Raw genomic sequence first — 24364 nt, forward strand, 5'->3', positions numbered from 1 at the left:
CAGGTTCGGTGGGGGCTGTCTCGTTTTGGAGGGGGCGTTTCAATGAGCTTGTCTCAAAGCGCTCGTTTCGAAGGGCTCGCAACGCTTATGCTCGAGAGCTCAAGCGCACGCGCGTCAGCACAAGACGCTGACGGTCACGCAGTGCAGCAACGCTTGATCTTCTTGCCGCTGCCACAGGGACACAGGCTGTTGCGCCCCGGCGTCAGTGTCTGCCACTCGGCATCACCGTCGACATAACGCCAGTGATGGCCATCGTGATGAAAGCGGCTAAGTTCCTGCAATTGTTGGAACTTTCCCTGCTCGAAGAAGGTGGCATGAAAGCGTACCATGCCGGTATCGGCGTCTTGTCCGCTGTCCAGAATCTCCAATGCCAGCCACTGCGGGCCAGCGCCTTCGAGTTCGGCGCGTGCCGGGCAATGGGCCGGGTCCCAGCTGTCGATCAGGAAGTCACTCAGCGACAGGCAGAAGGCACTGTAGCGAGCGCGCATCAATTGCTCGGGGCGTTCGGCGCGGGTGATGTCAGCATGAATCGGCTGACAGCAATCGGCGTAGCGTCGCGCCTTTGCGCTGTTGGGCTGGCAGGGGCAGATCTTGGGGGGCAGAGATGACATCATTGAACCTATACACGATTGCACGACGCGACACAGGAGAGAGTCCGCCATGTGGATAACGGAAGATAAGCAGACCATTCCTTCAGCGCAGGACAGCTTGCCAGGGCGCAGTGAAGCGGTACGCATCAGCGGCGTTCATCACGTCAATGGCCGCTCGATTGTACCGCCGTTCGACAGTGAGTGTGAGGAGATCGTGCTGGGGCTGGGCTGCTTCTGGGGAGCCGAGCGCCTCTTCTGGCAGCTGCCGGGCGTCAAGGTGACGGCGGTCGGTTATGCCGGCGGCCATACGCCGAACCCGAGTTATGAAGAGACCTGCACCGGCAAGACAGGCCACACCGAGGTCGTACGCGTGATCTTTGACCCGACGGTGATCGGCCTGCCGGAGATCCTGCGGGCCAGCTTCGAGGCCCATGACCCGACCCAGGGCATGCGTCAGGGCAATGACATCGGCAACCAGTACCGCAGCGCAATCTATTACACCCGCGAAGACCAGCGCGCCATCGTCGAGAAGAGCATGGCCGACTACCAGCAGGCGCTGGACCAGTCCGGTCTCGGCCGCATCACCACCGAGGTCGCACCGCTGCGCGAGTTCTACTACGCCGAGGAATATCACCAGCAGTATCTGGCCAAGAATCCGGGTGGCTACTGCGGCCTGAAAGGCACGGGAATCAGTTGCCCCATCGGCTGAGAGCCCGGCAGTCATGACAGGCAGGGCATGCCGTCATGAGACGAGAGATTGCCGCTGAGAGACACGAAAGCCTCATGGTCGCCGCGCAGTACACGGCCGCCATGAGGCTTTGTTCTTTCAGAAACAGATTTCGGTCAGAAACAGCTTTTGTCAGAAAACGCTGTCGGTCAGGTGCGGCGAGGCACAGTGTCAGCGGTAGCGCTGTCGATCCTGCTCGGCTTCCGCAAAGCGATCGATCCACTGCACCAGGGCACCATCGCCGGTGACGTTGCACGCGGTGCCGAAGCTGTCCTGCGCCAGATAGAGCGCCATCATCAGGCCGACGGCGGCGGCATCGAAGCCCAGCAGGCTCTGCAATACGCCCACCGAGGTCATCGCGGCCCCACCGGGCGAGCCGGGTGCGGCAATGATGGTCACGCCCAGCGCGGCGATGAACGGCAGCAGGGTGGTGAGCTCGGGCGTTGCCAGTGAGGGAGTGACCAGCATCACGCCAATGGCGCACACGGTCAGCGTGATGGCACTGCCGCACATGTGGATGGTGGCCAGCAACGGCACCGCAAAGCTCGCCACGGACGGCGAGATGTGATTGAGGTGCATCTGGCGCACGGTGACCGGAATCGTGGCCGCGGAAGACATGGTGCCAGCGGCGGTGAAGTAGGCGGGCAGCATGTGGGCCAGCGCCTTCATGGGCGAGCGACCGGTGCTGGTGCCGCTGGTGACGTAGAGCAAGCTCAGCCACAGCCAGTGCAGGGTCAGTGCCAGCAGCAGGATCATGCCGAAGCTCTTGAGGGTATTGGCTACCGTGCCGGCGATCGTCATCTCGCAGAACAGGCCGGCAATATAGAACGGCAGGGCAGGAATCAACGCCTTGGCAATGAAGCGTTCGACGATGTCGCGGCCGCCGTCGGCCAGCTGGCGCATGCCGTCATGCTCGGTGGCGGAAATGCCGATGCCGAACAGGAAGGCCGTCACCAGGGCGGTGCTGATATCGGTCAGCGGCGGAATATCCAGCGTGAAGTAGGGGCTCAAGTGCTTGATGGCATGACTGACCGGCAGCTGGTCCTGTTGCACGATATGCGGCACGACCTCCAGCCCGACGATGCCCGCCAACAGTCCTGCCAGCGTGGTCGAGGCATAGGCCAGCACGATGGTCAGGGTCAGCAGACGGCCCGAGGAGCGCTCGAGACGTGCGATCCCGCTCATGATGAAGAACAGGATGATCAGCGGAATGGCGTATTCCAGCAGCTCACCGAACAGTACCTTGAAGGTCAGCAGGGCGCGGATCAGGGATTCGGGAGCCCATTGTCCCAGCAGTATGCCAGCCACGATGCCGAGCACCAGGCGAAAAATCAGGTTCATTATCAGGCCAGTAGAGTCTTGAACGTAGGATGGGCGCGCAGTCTACCATTCTCCCTGAATCGTGACAGTGATCCGTGTCACCCTACACGCGATACTATCTATATACCGTTATCATTTTTGTTGCTCAAGATCTGGCCATTCTGAAAAGCATACGGTCATAGGCAGGGTTAAGAGCTTCCCACCGGATCTGAGGGTGGGAAGGCGAGCAAGGGCGGGAGAAACGAAAAGAGGCGAGGAAAGCCGAAGACAAGAAAGCCAGGGAGGGGAAGCGTGTGGCGCCTGAATCACGGACGATGCAGCCAGTTCGATGCAGCCGGTTCAATGCAGCCAGCTCAGTGCGCTTCGCTCTGCACCTCTGCCTGCGCTTGCGGCTTGGGCAGCCCGCTCCAGGCATCCAGCTGCTGACTGACACGACGAGCCAACCAGGAGCTCAGTCGCCCACGGCGCCACTCGACGAAGCCGACATGCCCACCGCGCTCACTGAGCTCGATACGCACGGCCTCGGAGGGTTGGTGGAAGCGTGCGAAGAGATCGCGTGGCATGAAGGGGTCATCCAGTGATTGCAGTATCAGCGTCGGCAGTTCGATCTCGCTCAGCAGACGCCCCGCCGAGGAGCGCGTGTAGTAATCACTCGCTGAGGTGAAGCCGTGCAGGGGCGCGGTGACTTCGTTGTCATAGGCCCAGAAACTGTTGAGCTGGGTCAGCTGATGCGCTCCGATCGAGATGGGTAGCGGGCCATTGGCAAGCTTCGCCGCCACCTTGGCCTTCAAGCCCTTGAGCAGATGGCGCTGGTAGAGACGCGAGAAGCCCTGATTGAGCACGTCCGCGCTGGCCGCCAGGTCCAGCGGGGCGCTGATGGCGATCGCGCCGGCCAGGTCCAGACCATCACCGCCTTGCTCGGCCACCAGCTTGAGCAGCATGTTGGCGCCCAGCGATACGCCACAGGCGACCTTGATGGCGTGCGGGTAGCGTCGCCCCAGCTCGCCGAGCACCCAATAGGCGTCTGCGGTATCTCCGCTGTGATAGGCGCGTGGCAGGCGGTTGGGAGATTGCCCGCAGCCACGGAAATGCATCATCACCGGTCGCCAGCCCATCCGGGCGGCCGCATTGAGCAGCTCACGGGCGTAGGGCGAACTCAAGTCACCCTCAAGGCCATGAAACAGCACGAACAGGGGCGCATCGTCGCTCAGGGCCGTCGTACGCTCCCGCTTTTCATGACCGTCGCTGATGACCCAGGCGAGCTCGACGAAGTCACCATCGGGAAGATTGAGAATCTCGGTGCGTCGACTCAGGGGCGCGCGGGGCAGAAATCGGGGCAACAAGGTCTGGACATGGCGATTGCGCAGGCCAAGGGCAGGGCGAAACTCTGACGTGAAGATGGAGTGCGGCATGTGAGGTAGCTCCAGTGGCAGGCCAGGGCGATGACGTTGGTGGTCGGGTGATGGACATGCCCTTGATGGCGGTGGCCTGCAGCAAGATCTGACAGGAATTTCTGCATGGATATCGTTGGCATCATTTCACTTGGCGACGCCAATCGCTAGTCGCAGTGCAGCATACGCATCGATGTCAATGGCGAAAGCTTGGCCCTGGATCACATTGTTTGCCTAGTGCTCGAATACTCAGCCTCGGGCTACGCGACAAAAAGCCGCCATCGGCACAGGGCCCATGGCGGCGTGAGGCAGGCATGTGACGGCAATCGTCACAGCGAGAGACCCGGACAGTGTTGTGACAGGCCTGATTACAGGCCCGTGGCCGGGCTGCGCGTCAGATTGAGGGCACCGTCTGTGGTGATGACCAGATTGTCCTCGATACGCACACCGCCATGCGGTGCCAGCGCCTCGACCAGCTTCCAGTCGATATGCTCACCACGTGCATCGTTGCGCAGCGGCTCCAGCAGCATGGGGATGATGTAGCAGCCCGGTTCGATGGTGATGGCCATGCCGGTCTCGAGCACACGCGTCAGGCGCAGCATCGGGTGACCTTGCGGCGGATGACGGATGTCGCCGGTGGTGTGATCAGGAATGCGACCCGCCACATCATGGACCTGCAGCCCCAGCAGGTGCCCGAGACCATGTGGGCAGAAGGCTGCCGTGATGCCTTGAGCGACCTGATCCTCGGCGGGCAGGGACACCACGCCCAGTTCCCGCAGCAGCTCACCCAGCTCACGATGCATCTCGAGGTGCAGGTCGACGTAGTCCACCCCGGGCGCGAGTCTTGCGATCAGACGCTTCTGCAGCGCCTCCACGCCCTCGATCAGCGCGCGATAGAGCGGCAGCGCATCATCGCCCGCCCAGCTGCGCGTGATGTCAGAGGCATAGCCGTGCACGCTGGCGCCGGCATCCACCAGCAGGCTGTGACGGGCGACGGGGGCCTGCAAAGCATAATGCTGGTAATGCAAAACCGCGGCATGCGCGTTGAGACCGACGATGTTGCCGTAGGGCACATCCGATTCCCGTTGCCGAGACGCGCCAAGATAGGCCAGCTGGATATCAAGCTCCGCGCCGCCTTCCATGAAGGTGCGCCGGGCAGCCAGATGGCCACGCGCGGCGCGCAGGCTGGCTTCTTCAAGACAGGCGATCTCGAATTCGCTCTTGCAGACGCGCCCCTCGTCGAGCTGGCGCACCAGGCCGACCGGGTTGGGCAGTGCCTCAAGCTCACTGACCACCTGCGGCTGAAGCTCGGCGATCTCGCCCAGCAGCGCCACGCGACCCTCGGGACGCTGTGGCAGTGTCGGCTTGCGCAGATGGACGATCTCGAACTGCTCGGCCCAGGGCGCAGTGTCCGGCGTCGGCAGGCTGGGTGACAGATGCCAGAAGTCATCGGGGGCATAGAGGTAGAGCGTCGGGCGCTCGCCCGGGCGAATCACCAGCCAGCTATCGCTGAGACCCGCCATCGGCACCCAGTGCAGGAAATGGGCATGGGATTTGAAGCTGGCATCCTGATCATCGGCGAAATGCCGCTTCGGTTTGCCACTGTGCAGCACGATGGCGTCCAGATCATGCTGCTGCATGGCAACTTCGTAGCCGGATTGCAGCGCCGCCAGATGCGCGCGGTGTGCCGCGGCGTGGGTGAGTGTCGGGTCGTTGAGCTGGCTGTCAGACATCATGTTTCCTTGCAAACGGTCGGCACGCCTGACCTGGGTGAGTAAACGTCAATGGCGTGAGGTGATGGAGAATGAGGGGGGGCGAGAGTGCCACAGAATCAGCGCCTGCGACCCTCCTGCCCGGATGGCTCACGAGAAATGGGCTTCCAGCTGGTGCCAGAGTTCACTGACACTGTCGTGGCGCGGCACGCGCGGGCGATACAGGCGGATATGCAGACTCAGGTCCCAGCGCGGGTCACCGGCACGTACCAGCTTGCCACTGGCGATTTCCTCTGCGGCCAGACGCTGCGGCAGCCAGCCGATGCCATAGCCCTGCAACACCAGCGCCTTGATGTTGGCCGCCTGGATATTCTCGTTCATGGTGACCAGATGCGCCTGAATCGGGACCTGAGCGAGATGGGCCATCAGCGAGGTGGCGATGACGGCGCGCGGATGCGGGCTGATGAACGGCAGCGGATTGCGCCGCGTGCCCGGCAACTGATGGCGGGGTTCGCCATCCGCGCCGGGCGCGCACAGCGGAATGAAGGTTTCTTCGCCGACCACCAGGTATTGGTAACTGTCCAGCTCAAAGCCCAGGTCCACACGCGCCTGGGGCCAATAGCACAGCGCCAGATCACATTCGCCGCGATCCAGCCCGTGGAAATAGTCGGCCGCCAGCCAGCCGGTGGCACGCAGATAGGGCAGCACCTGTTCACGCAGCTGAAGCTGATCGAGCCAATCAGGCAGGAAGTGCGACACCAGAGACTGCGGTGCCCCCAGCGATATCTTGCTGGCTTGCTGCTGGGCCATGTCCTGCAGGCGTTCGCGTGTGATGCGCACGCGCTCGGTGATCTGCTCGCACAGCTGGAGAAACTCGTCTCCGGCGGGAGTGAGCGACAGCGGCAGGGTCTGACGATTGATCAAGGTGGTGCCCATCTCCTCTTCCAGCAACTTGATGCGGCGGGAAAAGGTGGGCTGAGAGACATTCTGTGCATCGGCTGCCCGCGAGAAATGTCGGGTCTGAGCCAGAACGATGAAATCTTCGAGCCAGCGAATTTCCATGTAATCGGAGTGCCTCGTCGGCCTGGGAACAGGCCATGTCAGGAGGTCGGGCGCACATCTCTTCGGACGTGTCACACCAGAGTATCTTGGGGATGCGTCATCGGGGCCCGGTGCCACGCTGAATCTTCTTCAAGCATCGTGGGCAATGGCGCCAATTGACCTGTTGGTCAGTAACGGATGTGCGAAATCTTGCCCACACAAAACGCGAGATGCAATCGTCAATGAGGGCAAGACGCAAGGTTGCCGATGACAATGGCAACCTTGCGCGGTCTTTCCTTGCTTGGGGCCGGAAATGCAATGATCGATGGCGCCCATCACATCGCCGTCATCACTTTCGTCACTGCCATCACATCAGTCGATGCGGCCTTCTTCCACGGCGTGGCAGGCGACCTGACCGGTGTCCGTGGCGATCAGGCGCGGAATCTCCGTGCGGCAACGCTGATTGGCATGCGGACAACGGCCATGGAAGACACAGCCCGAAGGCAGATTGACCGGCGTCGGCACCTCGCCCTCGAGGCGAATGTGATTGGGTTTGTCATCGTGCAGGCGCGGGATCGCCGACATCAACGCCTGGGTGTAGGGATGACGCGGGCGGGCGAACAGTGAACGGGTGTCCGCCAGCTCGCACAGCGTGCCCAGATACATCACCGCGACACGGGTGCCGAAGTGCTCGACCACGGCCAGGTCGTGGGTGATGAACAGATACGTCAGGTTGCGTTGCTCCTGCGCCTCCATCATCAGGTTGAGCACCTGCGCCTGGATCGACACGTCCAGCGCCGAGATCGGCTCATCGGCGACGATGAATTCCGGGTCCACCGCCAGCGCGCGGGCGATCGAGATACGCTGACGCTGACCGCCGGAGAACTCGTGGGCGAAGCGCTTGCCCCAGTCCGGGTCGATGCCCACCGAGCGCATCACCTCCTCGATCTTGTCGCGCACCTCGCCATCCTTGAGCGTCGGCTGATGGAAGCGCAGCGGCTCCTCCAGCGTCTGCTGGATGGTCATGCGCGGATTCAGCGACGCATAGGGATTCTGGAAGATCATCTGCATGCGACGACGGTAGGGCAGCAGGTCCCGCGGGGCCATATTGTCGATGCGGGTGCCGTCAAAACGGACCTCGCCACCGCTGGGCTTGAGCAGCCCCATCACCGTGCGCGCGACCGTCGACTTGCCGCAGCCGGATTCCCCGACCACGCACAGCGCCTCACCGCGTTTGACGTCCAGGGTGACGCCATTGATGGCGTGCACGTATTCCTGCTTGCGACGCAGGCGTCCCTTCTCGAAGGTCAGTTGCTCGAGAAAATCACCGGACAACGAGAAGCGCTTCTCGAGATCACGGATTTCCACCAGGGTTTCGCCAAGCTCGGCGCTATCCACACGGGTGGAGGCCTGGGAGGGGGACTGAGCGTCCTTCAGAATTGCCGCGCTCATGCGTTCACCTCCGTGCGGTGGCTGTCAGTGGGAGTGGCGCCATTGCCGTTGGCATCGGAGATGATCGGGATCCAGCGCTCGCCGGCCACCATGGCATCGACCATATGACAGGCCACCTTGCAGTTGCCGGAGTGGGCAAAGGCCGGCACCTTCTCGAGGCAGATGTTCGCCGCGAAATCACAGCGCGGATTGAAGGCGCAGCCGGCCGGAATCTTGGTCAGGGTCGGCATCGAGCCACGAATCTGGTTCAGACGGCTGCCGGGAGTGGCCATCTGGGGCAGGGCGTTGATCAGCCCCTGGGTGTAGGGGTGCTGAGCATCATTGATGATCTCGCGGGTCGGTCCCTGCTCGATGACGCGCCCGGCATACATCACCAGGGTGCGCTGGGTGACCTGGCTGACCACGCCCAGGTCGTGGGTGATCAGGATCAGCCCGACGTTGTGCTTCTCGCACAGCAGCAGCAACAGCTCCATGATCTCGGCCTGGATGGTCACATCCAGCGCGGTGGTCGGCTCATCGGCGACGATGATGTCCGGGTCCAGCAGCAGCGCGATGGCGATGATGATGCGCTGACGCATGCCGCCGGACAGCTCATGGGGGTACTGATCCAGGCGCTTTTCCGGTGAGGGAATGAAGACCTGATTGAGCTTGTGCAGGGCGATGGCGCGCGCATCCTTGCGGGAGATGCGGCGGTGCGCCTTCAGGCACTCGATCATCTGCTCGCCGATGGTCAGCACCGGATTGAGCGTCATCATCGGGTCCTGGAAGATCATCGAGATGCGGTTGCCGCGAATCGACTGCATCGCCTTGGGCTTGAGGGTGTTGAGCACTTCACCATCGAAGGTGATCTCGCCGCCGGCGATGTAGCCGGGCTTGGCGATCAGATTCAGGATGGTGAAGGCCGCGACTGACTTGCCGGCCCCTGATTCACCGACGATTCCCAGGCGCTCACCGCGTTCCAGGGTGAAACTGACGTCGCGCAGGGCGCGGACCTCACCGCCTCGCATGGCGAAGCGGACGTCGAGGTTGTTGACTTCAAGTAGTGCCATTGTCTTGACTCCTCTCGGCCTCAGCCCTTGTAGAGACGCGGGTTCATGACATCACGCAGCCAGTCGCCCAGCAGGTTGATGACCAGGACCAGCACGATCAGCACGCCACCGGGGATCAGCGTGATCCACCAGCTGCCTGACTGCAGGTAGTCGAAGCCGGACTTGATCAGTGACCCCAGCGACGGCTGGGTCTCCGGCATGCCGAGACCGAGGAAGGACAGCGCCGCCTCCGAGATGATCGCGTTGGCGATCTGCACCGTGGAGATGACGAAGATCGGCGACAGGGTGTTGGGCAGGATGTGACGGAACATGATGCGACGTGAGCGGAAGCCCATCACCCGCGCGGCATCGACGTATTCCTTGTTCTTCTCCGCCAGCACCGAGGCGCGGACAGTACGCGCATACTGCGGCCATTCCGCCAGCCCGATGATCAGGATCAACAGGATCAGCGCGTAGTCCGAGAAGGCAGCGCCGCCGAAGGTCGCCTTGATGATGGCACCCACCACGATGGCCACCATCAGGGTCGAGAACGACAGCTGGATATCGGCCATGCGCATCAGGAAGGCATCGATACGCCCGCCCAGATAGCCCGCCAGTAGCCCGAAGGTCACGCCGAGAAATGCCTGCAGGATGACCGCGCCGAAGCCGATCAACAGCGACACGCGCGTGCCGTAGAGAATGGTGGAGAGCAGATCACGCCCCTGGGCATCGGTACCCAGCAGGAAGGCCGGATCACCGCCCGCCATCCACGCCGGCGGCAGCTCCGAGTTCATGATGTCGATGCTGGCCAGGTCATAGGGATCAGCCGGGGCGATCCACGGCGCGAGGAAGGCCCCGAGCACCATGGCGATGAACACCAGCAGACAGGCCTGAGCCATCCAGTCACGCTTGAAGCTGTAGACCAGGTAGGACTCGCGGAATCGCTGCCAACGGCCGGGGACCACGATGGAGCTGGTCTTCGGGGTGACGGGTGCGTTGCTCGATTGGGTATTGGATTGGCTCATGCCGGTTTCCCCGCAAGCTTGACGGTGGGGTTGACCAGTCCGTAGATCAGATCGACGAGGGTGTTGGTGATCACGAAGATCACGCCGACCATCATCAGGTAGGCCACGATCAGCGGGATGTCGGAGCGGGTGATGGCCTCGAGGAACATCAGGCCCATGCCCGGCCACTGGAAGACGGTCTCGGTCAGGATGGTGTAGGCGACCATGGTGCCGATCTGCACGCCGCCGACGGTGATCACCGGCAGCATGGTGTTCTTCAGTGCGTGCAGGAAGTAGATACGCTTGAGGCCGATACCCTTGGCGCGCGCGAACTTGATGTAGTCCGACTGCAGCACTTCCATCATCTCGGCACGAATCAGGCGGATGAACAGCGGCAGCATGATCGAGGCCAGCGAGATGGCCGGCAGCACCAGGTGCCAGAGGCCGTCGGCGGTGAAGAAGCCGCTCGACCAGGTGCCCGCGACGTGTACCAGCTCACCACGTCCGTAGGAGGGCATACCGCCATCGGTGGACAGCGTGCCGTTCAGGACACTGCCCCAGGTGGTGTCGCTGGGGAACCAGTCCACCGTCACGCCGATCGCGAACAGCTGGATCAACACGATGGCGGTCAGGAAGACCGGTACCGAGATACCGATGATCGAGGTACCCATGAATAGGCGTGACAGCCAGTTGCGCGGGCGAATCGCCGCGAACACCCCGATGGGCGCCGAGAGCAGGATGATGATCAGGCTCGAGGCCATCACCAGCTCCAGCGTGGCGGGCAGGTGCTTGAGAATCACCTCGGTCGCCGGCTGCTTGTAGAAGTACGAGTTGCCGAGATCGCCCTGCAGGGCATTGCCGGCAAAACGCAGATATTGGGTGATGAAGGGGTCGTTGAGGCCCATTTCATCGCGCATGACCTCACGCTGGGCTTCCGACACGGCCTGGCCGGTCATCTCGCGCAGCGGGTCGCCCAGGTTGTCCTGGATGGCGAAGCTGATGATGCTGATCACGAACATGACCAGTACGGCGTGCATCAGGCGTTTGATCAGAAAGGCAATCATGGATCGCCACCTTCCTCGTGAACATCACGGTCTCGCGCGCGTCGGCTCTATCCATGCTGGCCGATCACGCTGGGTGTCAGGTATCCCGCCTGTCGCTGGCCTGCCATCGGGCACAGGCTCCCCAACCCATCACCGAGAGGCGATGGCGAGGAAAACGACAGGCGGGGGTAAGTCGTCTCGTTCAGGTCAGCAGGGCAACCAGAGAGTTCGCTTAGGCTATCTCCGGTTGCCTGACTTACCTGTCGCGAGGGGTGCGTGGCCAGGAACATGGCGCTGAACGATGCAAGGCGGTTCAGTGCCTGTCACTCATGGCGTGGGATCACTCCTGGTCGATGACCAGATCCCCCAGGTACGGGAAGTTCATCACGTTGAGGACCGGCTCGATGTTGACGCCATCACGCGCGCCCCAGGCCAGGTTCTGCCAGTGCAGCGGCACGAAACCGGCATCGTCGTAGACGGCTTTCTCGGCGGCCTGCAGCATCTTGGCGCGCTTCTCGGTGTCGGTCTCCAGGTTGGCCTCGGTGACCATCTTGTCGACGTCCGGGTTGCAGTAGTTGCCGGAGTTGTACTGACCGACACCGCTGTCGGCATCCGGGCAGAAGGTCAGGAATTCGAAGAAGTTGGCACTGTCTTCGGTGTCCGAGTGCCAGCCGATCATCATCATGTCGGCAGCACGCGCATCATATTCCGGCCAGTACTGGGCCTTGGGCAGGGTCTTCAGGTCGACCGTGATGTTGATCCTGGCCAGCATCGAGGCCACGGCCTGGGCGATCTTGGCGTCGTTCACATAGCGGTTGTTGGGCGCCATCATGCTGATCTCGAAGCCATCATCGTATCCGGCTTCCTTCATCAGCTCCTTGGCCTTGGCCACGTCATAGCGTGGGGTCAGCTCGGGGTTGTGGCCCTGATAGCCATCCGGCGACATCTGGGCGGCGGGGGTCGCGAAGCCTTTCATCAGCTTCTGGGCGATGCCTTCCTGATTGATGGCGTAGTTGACGGCCTGACGGACACGCTTGTCCTTGAAGGCTTCGACACGCTCCTGGTTCATCTGGAAGGTGATGATGCGGGTGCCGCCCATTTCGACCAGATGCACGCCATCCTGCTTGCGAATGCGTTCCAGGTCGGTCGGCGGTACCGGCGCGATGAAGTCCATGTCACCCGACAGCAGCGCCGCGACACGCGTGGCGTTTTCCTTGATCGGCGTCAGCACGATGTCATCGACGTTACCCGGCGATTCGGTATCCCAGTAATCCTCGAAGCGCTCGAAACTGATCTTCACGCCCTGCTGACGGTCCGCGACCTTGTAGGGGCCCGTGCCGGACTCGTTGCGTGAGGCGAAGGTGTTGGCCGCCTTGGCGATCTCATCCTTGGCCTTGCCGTCTTCGGTCTCACCGGAATAGAACGCGCTGTCCATCGGGAAGATGTAGGTGGCGGCATTCAGCACCAGCGGGAACGGCTTGTCCGTCACCAGGTCCACGGTGTAGTCATCGACGGCCTTGACGTCGGTGAACGGCGCGAAGATGGCCTTGAAGTCGGCACTCTTCTTGAGGCGCTCGATGGTCCAGACCACATCCTTGGCGGAGAAGTCATTGCCGGAGTGGAACTTGACGCCTTCGCGCAGATGGAAGCGCATGGTGTTGTCATCGACACGCTCCCAGCTCTTGGCCAGGCGGCCATCGAAGCCGAGGTCCTTGTTCCAGCGAATCAGCGGGTCGTAGACCATGTGCGACAGCTGCAGGGTGCCGCCGGATAGCTGTTCGTGGATATCGAGGGTCACGGGGTCAGCGTCGTAGGCCATGCGCAGGGTGACGTCTTCGGCCATTGCCGGAGCCGCCATGGCCAATGTCGCGCTGCCGATCAGCGCACACAGGGTCTTCTTGGGCAAGAAAGACTGGAGGGCATTCTGACGGGTCATGAGCATCCCTTTGCTTGTGTAGTTTGATTGTTGTTGTGGCGATCCTGCGCGGCTGACGAGGCAGGCGCGCAGGATGCGTTCTAACAGTAGAGAGTCACTTGGTCGCGGGACAATCGAAATGTTGAGTAGCCGGATGCAGGTGGTGAATAGCCTTTTCCTGACCACGCAACGTCATCCAGGTTGGTGCAGGGCGCGAGATCGACGAAGCGACAGCCCGGATGTCACACGGCAACGCCATCTCTCACCTCAATAACGCCGTGAGCTACGCGCGCTTCCTCTCAGGGCAATACGGAGCGATTCAGCACTTCCATATGCTGGGAAAGCCGCCGTGACTCTGGCCTGCCTCGTTCACACTGCAAGCCTTAACGACAAGTAAAATCCAATACAATCAACTATTTGAAGCAAGCATGATGATCGAGATTTGAGGGATTTATCGGGCGCTGCATGGACGTGGTGTGTATCAGTTCCGTCAGCCGACAGCGCCTGGTTGAGTGACATTGCGTACGCTGAATAGCGCCAACCCGGCTTCACGCCACCTGGCGATAAACAGACACCATCAGCGGCAGAAAAGCCGACAGGATAGGCAGTGATTCTCCACTGCGTGCAGTCTCTGCACTTGATTGGTGCGCCTAGCGTTCTGCGACCAAAGTTGCGCCTCAGAGGCCCTCCACGAAGGGCTGCAAGGTCGATACTGCGCTGTCAAATTCCCGAACGCTGCGCTGAAAACACGTGAAAGACTTTCCAGCGCTGGTGACTGCCAGGCCTGATTCCATTCAATAGACGCCAAACCCTAGGTGATCAGAACCGACGAAGGGTTGCCGAGGAGGCAAGCAAGGATATTGCAAAAAGGGACAGTAAAAGGGAGGGACATAAAGAGCAGAAAGCAGACCCAGTTCGGCGCGATCGCGCACGGGAGACCTGAAACGCGACGCGCCTCCCGGGTGGGAGGCGCGTTGGAGGGCGCTGATGTTGCTACCGGCATCCTGCAGCACCGGCAGCTGGATCAGGTCGGCCTGATCAGTCCTGCTGCGGCAAAGGCTCGATGCGGTCCACACGATACAGCTGCGGCACCTGTGACAGGTTGCTGATGGTGCAATCGAGATTGTTCACTCGACCATCGGACAGGCCGTAGACCCAGCCGTGCACTTCCAGCTTCTGACCGCGCTCCCAGGCGCGCTGCAGGATCTTGGTTCTGGCCAGGTTCTGCACCTGAGAGCGGACATTGAGCTCGCACATGCGGTCGACCTGCTCATCCAGCGGCAGGTCCTTGAGCTCGTCATAGTGCAGGTTGTAGAGCTCACGCAGGGTGTGCAGCCAGTAGTCGACCATGCCATTGTCACCGCCGGTGATCGAGGCACGCACGCCACCACAACCGTAATGGCCGACGATCATGATGTGTTCGACCTTCAGGACATCGACGGCGTACTGGATCACCGACAACGCGTTCATGTCGTTGTAGTGGATCAGGTTGGCGACATTGCGATGCACGAAGACTTCGCCGGGCGGCAGGTCGATGATCTGGTTGGCCGGTACGCGGGAATCCGAGCAGCCGATCCACAGAAAGTCAGGATTCTGCTGGTCCGATAGGCGCTTGAAGAACTCAGGGTCGCGCTCGGTCATGGATTCAGCCCAGACCTTGTTTTGCTCAAGCAGCTTTTCGATATTGCTCATGGCAGGGAGACCACTTTTTCAAATGACGGGGGCAGGGGACGGTTGTCGCACAGGGGCGTTGGCCGTGATGCCTCTCGGGCGCAGAGCCTCTTGGCTCAGGCCAACAGGCAGGCATTCACGGCAGCGTCAGGCAAGACGTAAGAGCGCTAAGGTTACGAGCAACAATGTTACGCGCCCGCAGAGCGCTTCGCCAATGACGGTGCTAGCCCCTGTGCCAGCACGTTGTAACTTTTGTCTAACATGCTTGTTGGACATATTTACCGTGTCAGAGGCCACAGGGTCAACCTGAAGGCCGATACGCGGGTAACCGTGCCCAGCGACACGGGACTCCCGAGGCCGCGCGAGTCCTGATACCATGTGGCCAATTCATCAAGGAGATTCCCGTGACCGATCAGACCCATCAGCCTGCGACAGGCCAGTTTGACTTCGACCTGTTCGTCATTGGTGCCGGCTCCGGCGGCGTTCGCGCTGCCCGGACCGCCGCCGCGACCGGCGCCCGCGTTGCCGTGGCAGAAGACCGCTACCTCGGCGGTACCTGTGTCAATGTCGGTTGCGTGCCCAAGAAGCTCTACTCCTACGCTGCCCACTATCATGACTCCTTCAAGGACAGCGCCGGCTTCGGTTGGGATCTGGGCGACGCCCCGCGCTTTGACTGGGCGACCCTGCGTGATCGCAAGACCGCCGAGATCTCTCGTCTGAACGGCATCTATCGCAATCTGCTCAACAATTCCGGCGCCACGCTGATCGAAGGCCGTGCCAGCATCGCCGATGCCAACACCGTCGTCGTCAATGGCGAGCGCCACACCGCGGCCAAGATTCTGGTCGCCACCGGTGGCTGGCCGTTCCTGCCGGACTTCCCGGGTCGTGAACATGCGCTGGATTCCAACCGCATCTTCGATCTGGAAAGCTTCCCGAAGCGCTTCTTCGTCATCGGTGGTGGCTATATCGCCGTCGAGTTCGCCAGCATCTTCAATGGTCTGGGTGCCGAGACGCATCTGAGCTATCGCGGCGACCTGTTCCTGCGCGGCTTCGACAACGAAGTGCGCGAGTTCACGCGTGACGAGATGGCCAAGAAGGGCGTCAACCTGCACTTCAACACCACGGTCGAGTCCATCGACAAGCAGGGCGACGTCTACAGCGTGCGCCTGAGCGATGGCCAGGTGCTGGAAGTGGATTGCATCCTCGCCGCCACCGGTCGCAAGCCGAACATCGAAGGCCTGGGGCTGGAGAATGTCGATGTGGCGCTGAATGTCGATGGCACCGTACGCGTCAACGAGCGCTTCGAGACCACCACCCCGTCCATCCTCGCGCTGGGCGACATCATCGGCGGTCCGGAACTGACGCCGGTGGCGCTTGAAGAAGCCATGCACCTGGTGCGTGCGCACTTCGGCGATGGCGTCGTGGGTGGCCTGGACTACGACAGCATCGCGACAGCGGTATTCTGTCATCCGAACATCGGTACCGTCGGCCTCAGCGAGGAAGCGGCGCGCGAGAAGTTCGACAGCATCCGCGTCTACACCGCTGACTTCCGTCCGCTCAAGCACACCCTGTCCGGCAGCGATGAGCGCAGCCTGATGAAGCTGATCGTCGATGACGCCAGCGACAAGGTCGTCGGCGTGCACATGGTCGGTGATGAAGCGGGTGAGATCATGCAGGGCATCGGCATCGCCGTGCGTGCCGGCCTGACCAAGGCCGACTTCGACCTGACCGTGGGCATTCACCCGACGGCAGCGGAAGAGTTCGTCACCATGCGCAGTGTCACGCGCACCTGACAAGCCAGTCGCAAAGACGGCTCGTCTAAATGACTGAGCCTCGGAAAGACTGAACGCCGAAAAGATTGACTGAACGTCGAAAACAGAACGCCCCACGGCCTTGCCGTGGGGCGTTTTTGCATGCGTCTTCTGCGTGCTCCCAGGCGCAAATCAACTGCGAAAGGGGAGTCATGGTTACTGAGTAACGTTGCAGGTTACACAGTCAGCAACAGCGACTATCTGAATCCGTACTGAAAGTTGCACGCAATGAGGAAGCGGCAATCCTCGTCTGGCGAGGGACTAGTCGCTGTCTGCGCAGTTCACTGCCAACACCTACACCTTTCGTAGCATAAAGCATGACAAGCTGGTACTCGCGCACTTCAGCTATGCTAGTCTCAGTGCAGCGTTATGCACCTCAAATTACTGAAATATCAGCCATGTGGCAGTGGATAAGCCTGAAAATCGGCCTGTTTCACACGCGATACAAGCAAGGGCCTGGCCGGTATCGAGGTGCACGACGGCAAGACCAATAACAAGCCAGCAAAGGGAGTTTCAACATGACCATGATCAAGAAGTCGCTGACAGCGGCGGTCGCGACCGCAGGTCTTGGCCTGATGGGGATCTCCGGAGGCGCCAGCGCCGCCGAGCAGACCTTCGTAACCATCGGCACCGGCGGTGTAACAGGCGTTTACTATCCGGCTGGTGGTGCAATCTGCCGCTTGGTCAACCGTGGCAAGGCCGAACACGGCATTCGCTGCAGCGTCGAGTCCACGGGCGGTTCCGGCTACAACCTGAACAGCATCCGTACCGGCGAGCTGGACATGGGCGTTGCCCAGTCTGACGCGCATTACAATGCCTATGAAGGCAAGGGCGATTTCGAAGACTTCGGCCCGAACAAGGACCTGCGTTCACTGTTCTCCCTGCACCCGGAACCGTTCACCGTCGTCGCTCGCAAGGACAGCGGCGTGACCGAGTTCGACCAGCTGGAAGGCAAGCGCATGAACATCGGCAACCCGGGGTCCGGTCAGCGCTCGACCATCGACACTCTGCTGTCCTCTCAGGACAAGGACACCAGCGTGTATTCCGTGGCCTCCGAGCTCAAGGCCTCCGAGATGTCTTCCGCACTGTGTGACAACAAGATCGACGGCTACGTCTACGTCGTGGGTCACCCGTCCGGTTCCATCAAGGAAGCGACCACCACCTGTGACGCCAACATCGTCAATGTCACCGGCGACGCCGTCACCAAGCTGGTCGAAGAGAAGCCTTACTTCTCCGTCGCGACCATCCCGGGTGGCATGTACCGCGGCAACGATGACGACGTGACCACCTTCGGTGTCCGCGCAACCATCGTCTCCAGTGCCGAAGTCGAAGATCGCGTCGCCTACGAAGTGGTCAAGGCCGTGTTCGACAACTTCGATCAGTTCCAGCGCCTGCACCCGGCGTTCCAGGTCCTGAAGAAGGAAGAGATGGTCAATGCTTCCCTGACGGCGCCGCTGCACGATGGCGCCAAGCAGTACTACAAGGAAGCTGGCCTGCTGAGCGAGTGATATGCCCTGCGCGCCTCGCCTGCGAGGCGCCGTGCATGAACGCTCACCCTGCGCTCAGGGAGCCGAGCATAGGGAGCACAGGGAATTCCCGGAGACCGCACTCGTTGCGGTCTCCGTGCTTGTGGAAAGTCTGCATTCCCGGGCGGCCACTTAAGTCGAGCAGGAAAAGGCCGCGCAGGAAAGGGCCAAGCAAGAAAAGGCCAAGCAGGGAAAGCACAGCAGAGACACCCGCCGTCATTGCGTAATCAAGACCTGCCTGCGAGTGGCAAGTGGCGTGACGGCAGCCGCAGCATGGACAAGCGTGACCATACAAGGTCTCACGCTCGTCACGAGCCTAGCTCGCTGCCCGTTCAGGAAATCGTTCAGGAAATTTACGCCCTGAACGGGTGAATCAATGGAAACATCTGTCAGGCCGGACATACTGAAGACGTAACCAGCTTGATAAGCATGTGGTTGAGCAGGGCCTTCTGGTCGAGCAAGAAGGTGACCTGTCAGCCATCGCCTGACTCGCGTACCGGATCACAAAAAATGACCAAAACCCAAACTGCAGCAACGTCTCAGGCGCCAGACGCCGAGACGCATCATGATGCTGAAGTCCTCGAGATGCTGGAGTCGGAAACCGGCGGCCGTCATCCCGTAGGCTTCGTGGGCCGCCACTTCATGTGGCTGATTCCACTGGCATGGTCGTTGTTTCAGCTTTACCACGCCTCGCCGCTGTCACTGCTCAATTCCGACACCGCGCGCGCCGTGCATCTCTGTTTTGCCATCTCGCTGGCCTTCGTGGCGTACCCGGCCTACAAAGGTGCTCCCGCCAATCGCATTCCCCTCTATGACTGGGCCCTGGCGATCTTCGCCGTGGCGGGTGTCGCCTATGTGCTGATCTTCAGTGATGAACTGGCACGTCGCGCTGGCGCCTATACCACCGTGGACCTGGTGTTCTCGGGAATCGGCCTGGTCCTGCTGCTGGAAGCCACACGGCGCGCACTCGGGCCGCCCCTTGCGGTCGTCGCCAGCGTCTTTCTTCTCTACAGCCTGTTCGGCGCCTACATGCCCGATGTCATCGCGCATGCCGGGGCCAGTCTCAACAAGCTGCTCGGCCACCAGTGGCTGACCACGGAAGGGGTGTTCGGGGTCGCGCTCGGCGTTTCCACCGACTTCGTGTTCCTGTTCGTGCTGTTCGGTGCCTTGCTGGAACGTGCTGGCGCCGGCAACTATTTCATCCGCATGGCCTTCTCCATGCTCGGCCACATGCGGGGCGGACCGGCCAAGGCCGCCGTCGTCGCCTCTGGCCTGTCCGGTATCATCTCCGGCTCCTCCATCGCCAACGTCGTCACCACCGGCACCTTCACCATCCCGCTGATGAAGAAGGTCGGTTTCCCGGCCACCAAGGCGGGTGCCGTGGAAGTGGCCGCGTCCACCAATGGCCAGCTGACGCCGCCGATCATGGGCGCCGCGGCCTTCCTGATGGTCGAATACGTCGGCATTCCTTACCTTGACGTCATCAAGCATGCCTTGCTGCCGGCATTGATCTCCTACATCGCCCTGATCTACATCGTGCACCTGGAAGCGTGCAAGGCCGGCATGGAAGGCCTCAAGCGCACCCAGAAGACCAGCATGATCGCGACTCTGCTGACCTTCCTGACCGTCTTCATCGGCATGGGGATACTCACGCTGGTCGTCTACTACGGCATCGGCTGGATCAAGACCCTGGCGGGGGATGGTGCGGTCTGGATCGTGCTGCCGCTGCTGCTGGCTTCCTATGTGGCATTGATCGCCTATTCGGCACGCTTCCCGGAACTTGGGGAAGGCGACATCGATGAACTGCCGCCGGTCGGCCCGACCGTCAAGGTCGGTCTCTACTTCCTGCTGCCGGTCGTGGTGCTGGTGTGGTGCCTGACCGTCGAGCGCATGTCACCGGGGCTGTCGGCGTTCTGGGCCGTGCTGTTCATGATCTTCATCACCGTGACCCAGCGTCCGCTGGTGGCCATCTTCCGCAAGGAAGGCAATGTCGGTGGCGCCGCACAACGCGGTGGCGAAGACCTCTTCCATGGCCTGGTGATCGGCGCCAAGAACATGATCGGCATCGGCGTGGCCACCGCGGCGGCAGGTATCGTCGTGGGCACCGTGACGCTGACCGGGCTGGGCCTCAAGATGACCGCCTTCGTCGAGTTCATCTCGGCCGGCAACCTGATGCTGATCCTGCTCTTCACCGCCGTGATCAGCCTGATTCTGGGCATGGGCCTGCCGACGACCGCCAACTACATCGTCGTCTCGACGCTGATGGCGCCGGTCATCGTCAATCTGGGCGCGGAAAACGGCTTGATCGTGCCGCTGATCGCCGTCCACCTGTTCGTGTTCTACTTCGGGATATTGGCCGATGACACGCCACCGGTGGGGCTTGCCGCCTTCGCGGCGGCTGCGATCGCCAAGGCAGACCCGATCAAGACCGGTATCCAGGGTTTCACCTACGATATCCGCACCGCGATCCTGCCGTTCATGTTCATCTTCAATACCAATCTGTTGCTGATGAACATCGACAGCTACTGGCATCTGGCGATCACGGTGGCCTCGGCCGTCGCGGCGATGCTGGTCTTCGCGGCGGCGACGCAAGGCTACTGGCTGACGCGCACGCGCTGGTACGAGACCATCGGTCTGCTGCTGATCACCTTCACGCTGTTCCGTCCGGGCTACTGGTGGGACATGATCTATCCGCCGACCACCATGGCCGCGCCGCAGCAGATCGAGACGCTGATCGCCGAAGCGCCGGTGGACAGCAAGCTGCCGATTCACGTCTCGGGCATCAATCTGGATGGCGACGAGGTCTCCAAGACCGTGTTGCTGCCGGTCTCTGACGCTGAGAGTGGCGAAGCCCGTCTGACCGATGTCGGCCTGACGCTGGATATCAGCGACGAGCAGGTACTGGTCAGCATGATCGAGTACGGCAGCGTGGCACAGCAGGCCGGCATCGATTTCGACTACACCATCGATGGCATCCAGCAGACGGCTGAGCGTCCGCCGAAGGAAATCGCCATGCTGCCGGCACTGGCATTGCTGTGGCTGATCGGCTTCCTGCAGGTACGTCGACGCCGTCAGCAACCCGCCGTAGCCTGACGCCCAAGCGCTATCCGCGTGACAAGATAGCGTTTGAGCACCAACCCTCACGGCTGATGCTGTGAGGGAATAAACAAAAGCCGCCCCCGAGATGCTCGGTGGGCGGCTTTTTCATGCCTGCGGCGCTGTCTTATGCCTGAGGCGCTGACTTTGCCTGCGGCGCTGTCTTATGCCTGAGGCGCTGACTTTGCCTGCGGCGCGGCTGGCTCTCTCTGCTGCCAGGTGGCGCTGCTCAGCATGATGCTGTCAGGCACCAGGCAAGAGGGCATTTCATGAGGGAGCAACAGTATGCGCCTGCCTTGCGTGACCTGTCTGCAAGGCTAGCGTGAAATATGAACGCGTTTTTGCAACACGATCGACATATTCATCATGCTAGCTTCAAGGGGCACACTCCAACGGAAGGCATGTCGCCAATGGTAAGAGTCGAGAAGCAGTCCCGTCGTCTGTACGTCCTCGATACCAACGTGCTGATTCACGACCCCTCAGCCTTGTTCCAGTTTGACGAGCATGATGTCGTCATTCCGATGACGGTGCTGGAGGAGCTGGACAAGCACAAGAATGGCAACAAGGAGATTGCCCATACCGCCCGCCAGATCAGCCGTACGCTGTCCGATCTCACCGCGGATGTCACACCTCAGGAAATCCTGCGTGGAATTCCGCTCCCGCCTTCCATGAATGGCGCGGGCAACCTTCACTTCCTTTCCGGCCATGTCGATCAGAGCGACGCCTGCGCCGACAATCGTATTCTCGCCGAGACTCGCAGCCTGTCTGCACGTTGTCAGGACGCCTCGGTCATCCTGGTGACCAAGGACATCAATCTACGCATCAAGGCCGCCGCCCTGGGCATGGCGGTGGAAGACTATCTGACGGATCGCGCCTTCACCGACAGCGACGCCATGATCGAGGGCGTCAAGCTCTTCCATGAGGCCGGCCACGACGGCCAGGGCGTCTGGGACGACATGCAGGTCGATGTCACCGTCACGCGCGAGCACCATCGCACCTTCTATGAGCTGTCAGGCCAGATGCCCAAGGACTGGTATCCGGGCATGCTGATCGCGGATTGCGATGGGGATGATGGCGCCAGCTTCGAGGCCATCGTGCGCGAGCTGGAGCACGACTATGCACGCCTGGAAGTGCTGCAGAACTATCGCAACGAGCGCAGCGCCTGGGGGGTGAATGCCCATGACAGTCGCCAGAACTTCGCCCTCAACCTGCTGATGGACGACAGCGTCGACATGGTGTCGATCGCGGGCAGTGCAGGCACCGGCAAGACTTACATGACGCTGGCTGCCGCGTTCGAGCAGACACTGGAGAAGAAGCGTTTCGAGCGCATCATCTTCACCCGCGCGCCGATCGCGATGGGCGAAGAGATCGGCTTTCTGCCCGGCACCGAAGAAGAGAAGATGTCGCCGTGGATGGGAGCCTTCCATGACAACATGGACAACCTGCTGCGCAAGGAGGGAGAAGGCACCAGCGCCTGGAACGAGGAGGCCACGCGCGCCTGGATCGGCAATCGTGTCCAGATTCGTTCACCATCCTTCATGCGTGGCCGCACGCTGAGCGATACCTTCCTGATCATCGATGAAGCCCAGAACCTGACGCCCAAGCAGCTCAAGGGCCTGCTGACACGGGCGGGCGCCAACACCAAGGTGGTACTGCTGGGCAATGTGGGCCAGATAGACACTCCCTATCTGACCGCCAACACCTGCGGCCTGGCGGTGGCAGTGCAGCGCTTCAGCTCATGGCCGCATGCCAGTCACGTGACACTCAAGTGCGTCGAGCGCTCACGTCTGGCGCTGGTCGCGGAAGAGCTGCTGTGAGATGTTCGCCACACTTTTGACAACCTGATTCACCCGATGGCGTCGCCATCACGACACTGACGGTTTTGATATCTCAACAGCACTGACAAAAAACGCCGCCCATCAGGGCGGCGTTTTCGTGTGCATTGCATCACGTCAGTCATGGAGATCATCACGCCGCAAGTGCGTGGCGATCACTCGGCAAGGCTTTCAGCATACGAAGGGCGGCAAGGGCGCAAAGGCCAGGCGTTCCTTGAGCAGCTTGTTCTCATGCGTCAGCTGCCCCAGCTGGGCCTCCAGGCGTGAGTATTCCGCCGAGGAGTGCTCCAGCTGCGCGCGCATGTCCTTGAGCTCCGTCTCGCGCTGCTGGCGAGCCGAGGTCTCCTCAAAGCGGCGACGCTCTTCTTCCTGCAGCTGCTTGCGTTGCTCGGCTGCCTGGGCATCGAGACGCTCGACGCGCTTCTCGAGCTGCTCCTGACGACGTCGATGCTGCTTGTCGAGCTCGCTCTTCTCGAGGCGCGCATCATCCAGCATCTTCATCAGGCGCGTTTCACTGGCCTCATGGCGCGCCTCTTCCTGTGCGAGGCGCTCCTTCCACTCGCTTTCCTGCGCCTGGATCGTCTGCTGATGGCGCTCATGGTCCACTTCGCGCGTGCGCTCCATGGCCGCGATGTCTTCCTGGGCCAGGGTCAGGCGCTTTTCGAGCTTGTCCTGCAACTGCTGCCAATGTTCCTGCTCATTGGTCAACGTCGCCAGGGCCTGCACACGCTCTTCAAGGCGCGCCTGCACCTGGGCCAATTGCTCGGACAGGGCGCTGAGGCGCTGTTCGGCATCTTCCGCGCGGCGCTGTGCCTGCGCTTCGGCTTCACGCGCCTCGACGGTCTGCTTGTCCGCTTCCTGGCGATAGTGCACCAGGCTTTCATTGGCCAGTGACTGCGCCTCCTTCCAGACCGTGGCCAGGGTCTCGGTGAGACTGTCAGGCATGGTCTGGCTCAGCGGCTCATCACGCTTCTCGGCGCGCCGCTGGCGCCAGTCACGCAGGTGATCGCTGATGGTGGTGAAGCTGCCAGTCCCCAGCACTTCACGAATCTTCTGCACGCTCGGGGCCTCGCCCCGTGCCATCAGTGACTCGATGGCTCGTTGTACATCCTCGTACTGGACGCCAGTGCGCGCCATGGGAATCTCCGTCCGTAGTCCGTCATTGATACGTCGTCAGTCGTTGCTGCTTGACCGCCATTACG

General features: G+C 61.5%; 17 protein-coding genes. 5 read left to right on the top strand and 12 right to left on the bottom strand.

Going from position 1 to position 24364, the window contains the following annotated elements; genetic code table 11:
• Positions 1-134: 134 nt before the first annotated feature.
• On the bottom strand, positions 135-611 hold the full coding sequence (locus tag R1T44_RS10285; protein ID WP_284726089.1) for a YchJ family protein: 477 nt from the start codon (positions 609-611) through the stop codon (positions 135-137).
• A gap of 49 nt (positions 612-660) precedes the next feature.
• Here R1T44_RS10285 and msrA point away from each other — a divergent pair, with 49 nt between their 5' ends.
• Positions 661-1299, top strand: coding sequence for a peptide-methionine (S)-S-oxide reductase MsrA (gene msrA / locus R1T44_RS10290; protein WP_131432038.1), 639 nt, complete (start codon positions 661-663; stop codon positions 1297-1299).
• 189 nt (positions 1300-1488) lie between these two features.
• On the opposite strand, the gene R1T44_RS10295 is transcribed toward msrA, so the two are convergent.
• The 10 genes from R1T44_RS10295 to can all read right to left on the bottom strand — a co-directional run bounded on the left by R1T44_RS10295 (position 1489) and on the right by can (position 14915).
• Positions 1489-2658 carry a dicarboxylate/amino acid:cation symporter gene (locus R1T44_RS10295; protein ID WP_131432039.1) on the bottom strand — a complete coding sequence of 390 codons (1170 nt, stop codon included), beginning with the start codon at positions 2656-2658 and terminating at the stop codon, positions 1489-1491.
• A 332-nt stretch (positions 2659-2990) separates the two neighbouring features.
• Positions 2991-4049 (bottom strand): hydrolase, encoded by a 1059-nt coding sequence (locus R1T44_RS10300; RefSeq protein WP_043334253.1) that lies wholly within the window; start codon positions 4047-4049, stop codon positions 2991-2993.
• Positions 4050-4396: 347 nt separating this feature from the next.
• The gene (pepQ, locus tag R1T44_RS10305; RefSeq protein ID WP_317291952.1) at positions 4397-5761 is read right to left on the bottom strand and encodes a Xaa-Pro dipeptidase; all 1365 of its coding nucleotides are present in this window, start codon (positions 5759-5761) and stop codon (positions 4397-4399) included.
• A gap of 129 nt (positions 5762-5890) precedes the next feature.
• Positions 5891-6802, bottom strand: a complete 912-nt coding sequence (locus R1T44_RS10310) for a LysR family transcriptional regulator (protein WP_279838429.1) — start codon at positions 6800-6802, stop codon at positions 5891-5893.
• Between the two features lie 351 nt (positions 6803-7153).
• Positions 7154-8233: an ABC transporter ATP-binding protein gene (locus R1T44_RS10315; RefSeq protein ID WP_317291953.1), complete on the bottom strand. Its 1080-nt coding sequence runs from the start codon at positions 8231-8233 to the stop codon at positions 7154-7156.
• On the bottom strand, positions 8230-9282 hold the full coding sequence (locus R1T44_RS10320) for an ABC transporter ATP-binding protein (RefSeq protein ID WP_317291954.1): 1053 nt from the start codon (positions 9280-9282) through the stop codon (positions 8230-8232). Before R1T44_RS10320 ends, R1T44_RS10315 begins: the two co-directional genes overlap by 4 nt.
• Before the next feature lie 20 nt (positions 9283-9302).
• Positions 9303-10286 carry an ABC transporter permease gene (locus R1T44_RS10325; protein WP_284726086.1) on the bottom strand — a complete coding sequence of 328 codons (984 nt, stop codon included), beginning with the start codon at positions 10284-10286 and terminating at the stop codon, positions 9303-9305.
• Complete coding sequence (locus R1T44_RS10330; protein WP_317291955.1) at positions 10283-11329, bottom strand: ABC transporter permease; 1047 nt, start codon at positions 11327-11329, stop codon at positions 10283-10285. Before R1T44_RS10330 ends, R1T44_RS10325 begins: the two co-directional genes overlap by 4 nt.
• 319 nt (positions 11330-11648) lie before the next feature.
• Positions 11649-13244, bottom strand: coding sequence for an ABC transporter substrate-binding protein (locus R1T44_RS10335; protein WP_284726085.1), 1596 nt, complete (start codon positions 13242-13244; stop codon positions 11649-11651).
• Between the two features lie 1017 nt (positions 13245-14261).
• Positions 14262-14915 carry a carbonate dehydratase gene (can, locus tag R1T44_RS10340; RefSeq protein WP_043334249.1) on the bottom strand — a complete coding sequence of 218 codons (654 nt, stop codon included), beginning with the start codon at positions 14913-14915 and terminating at the stop codon, positions 14262-14264.
• Between the two features lie 383 nt (positions 14916-15298).
• Here can and gorA point away from each other — a divergent pair, with 383 nt between their 5' ends.
• From gorA to R1T44_RS10360, 4 genes are all read left to right on the top strand, one after another.
• Positions 15299-16687, top strand: a complete 1389-nt coding sequence (gene gorA / locus R1T44_RS10345) for a glutathione-disulfide reductase (RefSeq protein WP_043334248.1) — start codon at positions 15299-15301, stop codon at positions 16685-16687.
• 542 nt (positions 16688-17229) lie between these two features.
• Positions 17230-18213: a TAXI family TRAP transporter solute-binding subunit gene (locus R1T44_RS10350; protein WP_215824541.1), complete on the top strand. Its 984-nt coding sequence runs from the start codon at positions 17230-17232 to the stop codon at positions 18211-18213.
• A 528-nt stretch (positions 18214-18741) separates the two neighbouring features.
• Positions 18742-21324 carry a TRAP transporter permease gene (locus R1T44_RS10355; RefSeq protein WP_225346674.1) on the top strand — a complete coding sequence of 861 codons (2583 nt, stop codon included), beginning with the start codon at positions 18742-18744 and terminating at the stop codon, positions 21322-21324.
• A 413-nt stretch (positions 21325-21737) separates the two neighbouring features.
• The gene (locus tag R1T44_RS10360; RefSeq protein ID WP_043334244.1) at positions 21738-23144 is read left to right on the top strand and encodes a PhoH family protein; all 1407 of its coding nucleotides are present in this window, start codon (positions 21738-21740) and stop codon (positions 23142-23144) included.
• A 189-nt stretch (positions 23145-23333) separates the two neighbouring features.
• On the opposite strand, the gene R1T44_RS10365 is transcribed toward R1T44_RS10360, so the two are convergent.
• The gene (locus R1T44_RS10365; RefSeq protein WP_284726084.1) at positions 23334-24299 is read right to left on the bottom strand and encodes a DNA-binding protein; all 966 of its coding nucleotides are present in this window, start codon (positions 24297-24299) and stop codon (positions 23334-23336) included.
• Between the last annotated feature and the right edge of the window lie 65 nt (positions 24300-24364).

Origin of the sequence: Cobetia amphilecti, assembly GCF_032923285.1 — a bacterium.
Classification (GTDB): Bacteria; Pseudomonadota; Gammaproteobacteria; order Pseudomonadales; family Halomonadaceae; genus Cobetia; species Cobetia amphilecti.

Excerpts from the sequence above, each read along its gene's own strand:
- R1T44_RS10355 (WP_225346674.1), top strand. The coding sequence starts at position 18,742 with ATGACCAAAACCCAAACTGCAGCAACGTCTCAGGCGCCAGACGCCGAG.
- R1T44_RS10365 (WP_284726084.1), bottom strand. The coding sequence starts at position 24,299 with ATGGCGCGCACTGGCGTCCAGTACGAGGATGTACAACGAGCCATCGAG.
- R1T44_RS10325 (WP_284726086.1), bottom strand. The coding sequence starts at position 10,286 with ATGAGCCAATCCAATACCCAATCGAGCAACGCACCCGTCACCCCGAAG.
- R1T44_RS10295 (WP_131432039.1), bottom strand. The coding sequence starts at position 2,658 with ATGAACCTGATTTTTCGCCTGGTGCTCGGCATCGTGGCTGGCATACTG.
- pepQ (WP_317291952.1), bottom strand. The coding sequence starts at position 5,761 with ATGTCTGACAGCCAGCTCAACGACCCGACACTCACCCACGCCGCGGCA.
- R1T44_RS10350 (WP_215824541.1), top strand. The coding sequence starts at position 17,230 with ATGATCAAGAAGTCGCTGACAGCGGCGGTCGCGACCGCAGGTCTTGGC.
- msrA (WP_131432038.1), top strand. The coding sequence starts at position 661 with ATGTGGATAACGGAAGATAAGCAGACCATTCCTTCAGCGCAGGACAGC.
- R1T44_RS10300 (WP_043334253.1), bottom strand. The coding sequence starts at position 4,049 with ATGCCGCACTCCATCTTCACGTCAGAGTTTCGCCCTGCCCTTGGCCTG.
- R1T44_RS10310 (WP_279838429.1), bottom strand. The coding sequence starts at position 6,802 with ATGGAAATTCGCTGGCTCGAAGATTTCATCGTTCTGGCTCAGACCCGA.
- R1T44_RS10360 (WP_043334244.1), top strand. The coding sequence starts at position 21,738 with ATGGTAAGAGTCGAGAAGCAGTCCCGTCGTCTGTACGTCCTCGATACC.
- R1T44_RS10285 (WP_284726089.1), bottom strand. The coding sequence starts at position 611 with ATGTCATCTCTGCCCCCCAAGATCTGCCCCTGCCAGCCCAACAGCGCA.
- R1T44_RS10315 (WP_317291953.1), bottom strand. The coding sequence starts at position 8,233 with ATGAGCGCGGCAATTCTGAAGGACGCTCAGTCCCCCTCCCAGGCCTCC.
- R1T44_RS10320 (WP_317291954.1), bottom strand. The coding sequence starts at position 9,282 with ATGGCACTACTTGAAGTCAACAACCTCGACGTCCGCTTCGCCATGCGA.
- R1T44_RS10335 (WP_284726085.1), bottom strand. The coding sequence starts at position 13,244 with ATGACCCGTCAGAATGCCCTCCAGTCTTTCTTGCCCAAGAAGACCCTG.
- R1T44_RS10330 (WP_317291955.1), bottom strand. The coding sequence starts at position 11,329 with ATGATTGCCTTTCTGATCAAACGCCTGATGCACGCCGTACTGGTCATG.
- can (WP_043334249.1), bottom strand. The coding sequence starts at position 14,915 with ATGAGCAATATCGAAAAGCTGCTTGAGCAAAACAAGGTCTGGGCTGAA.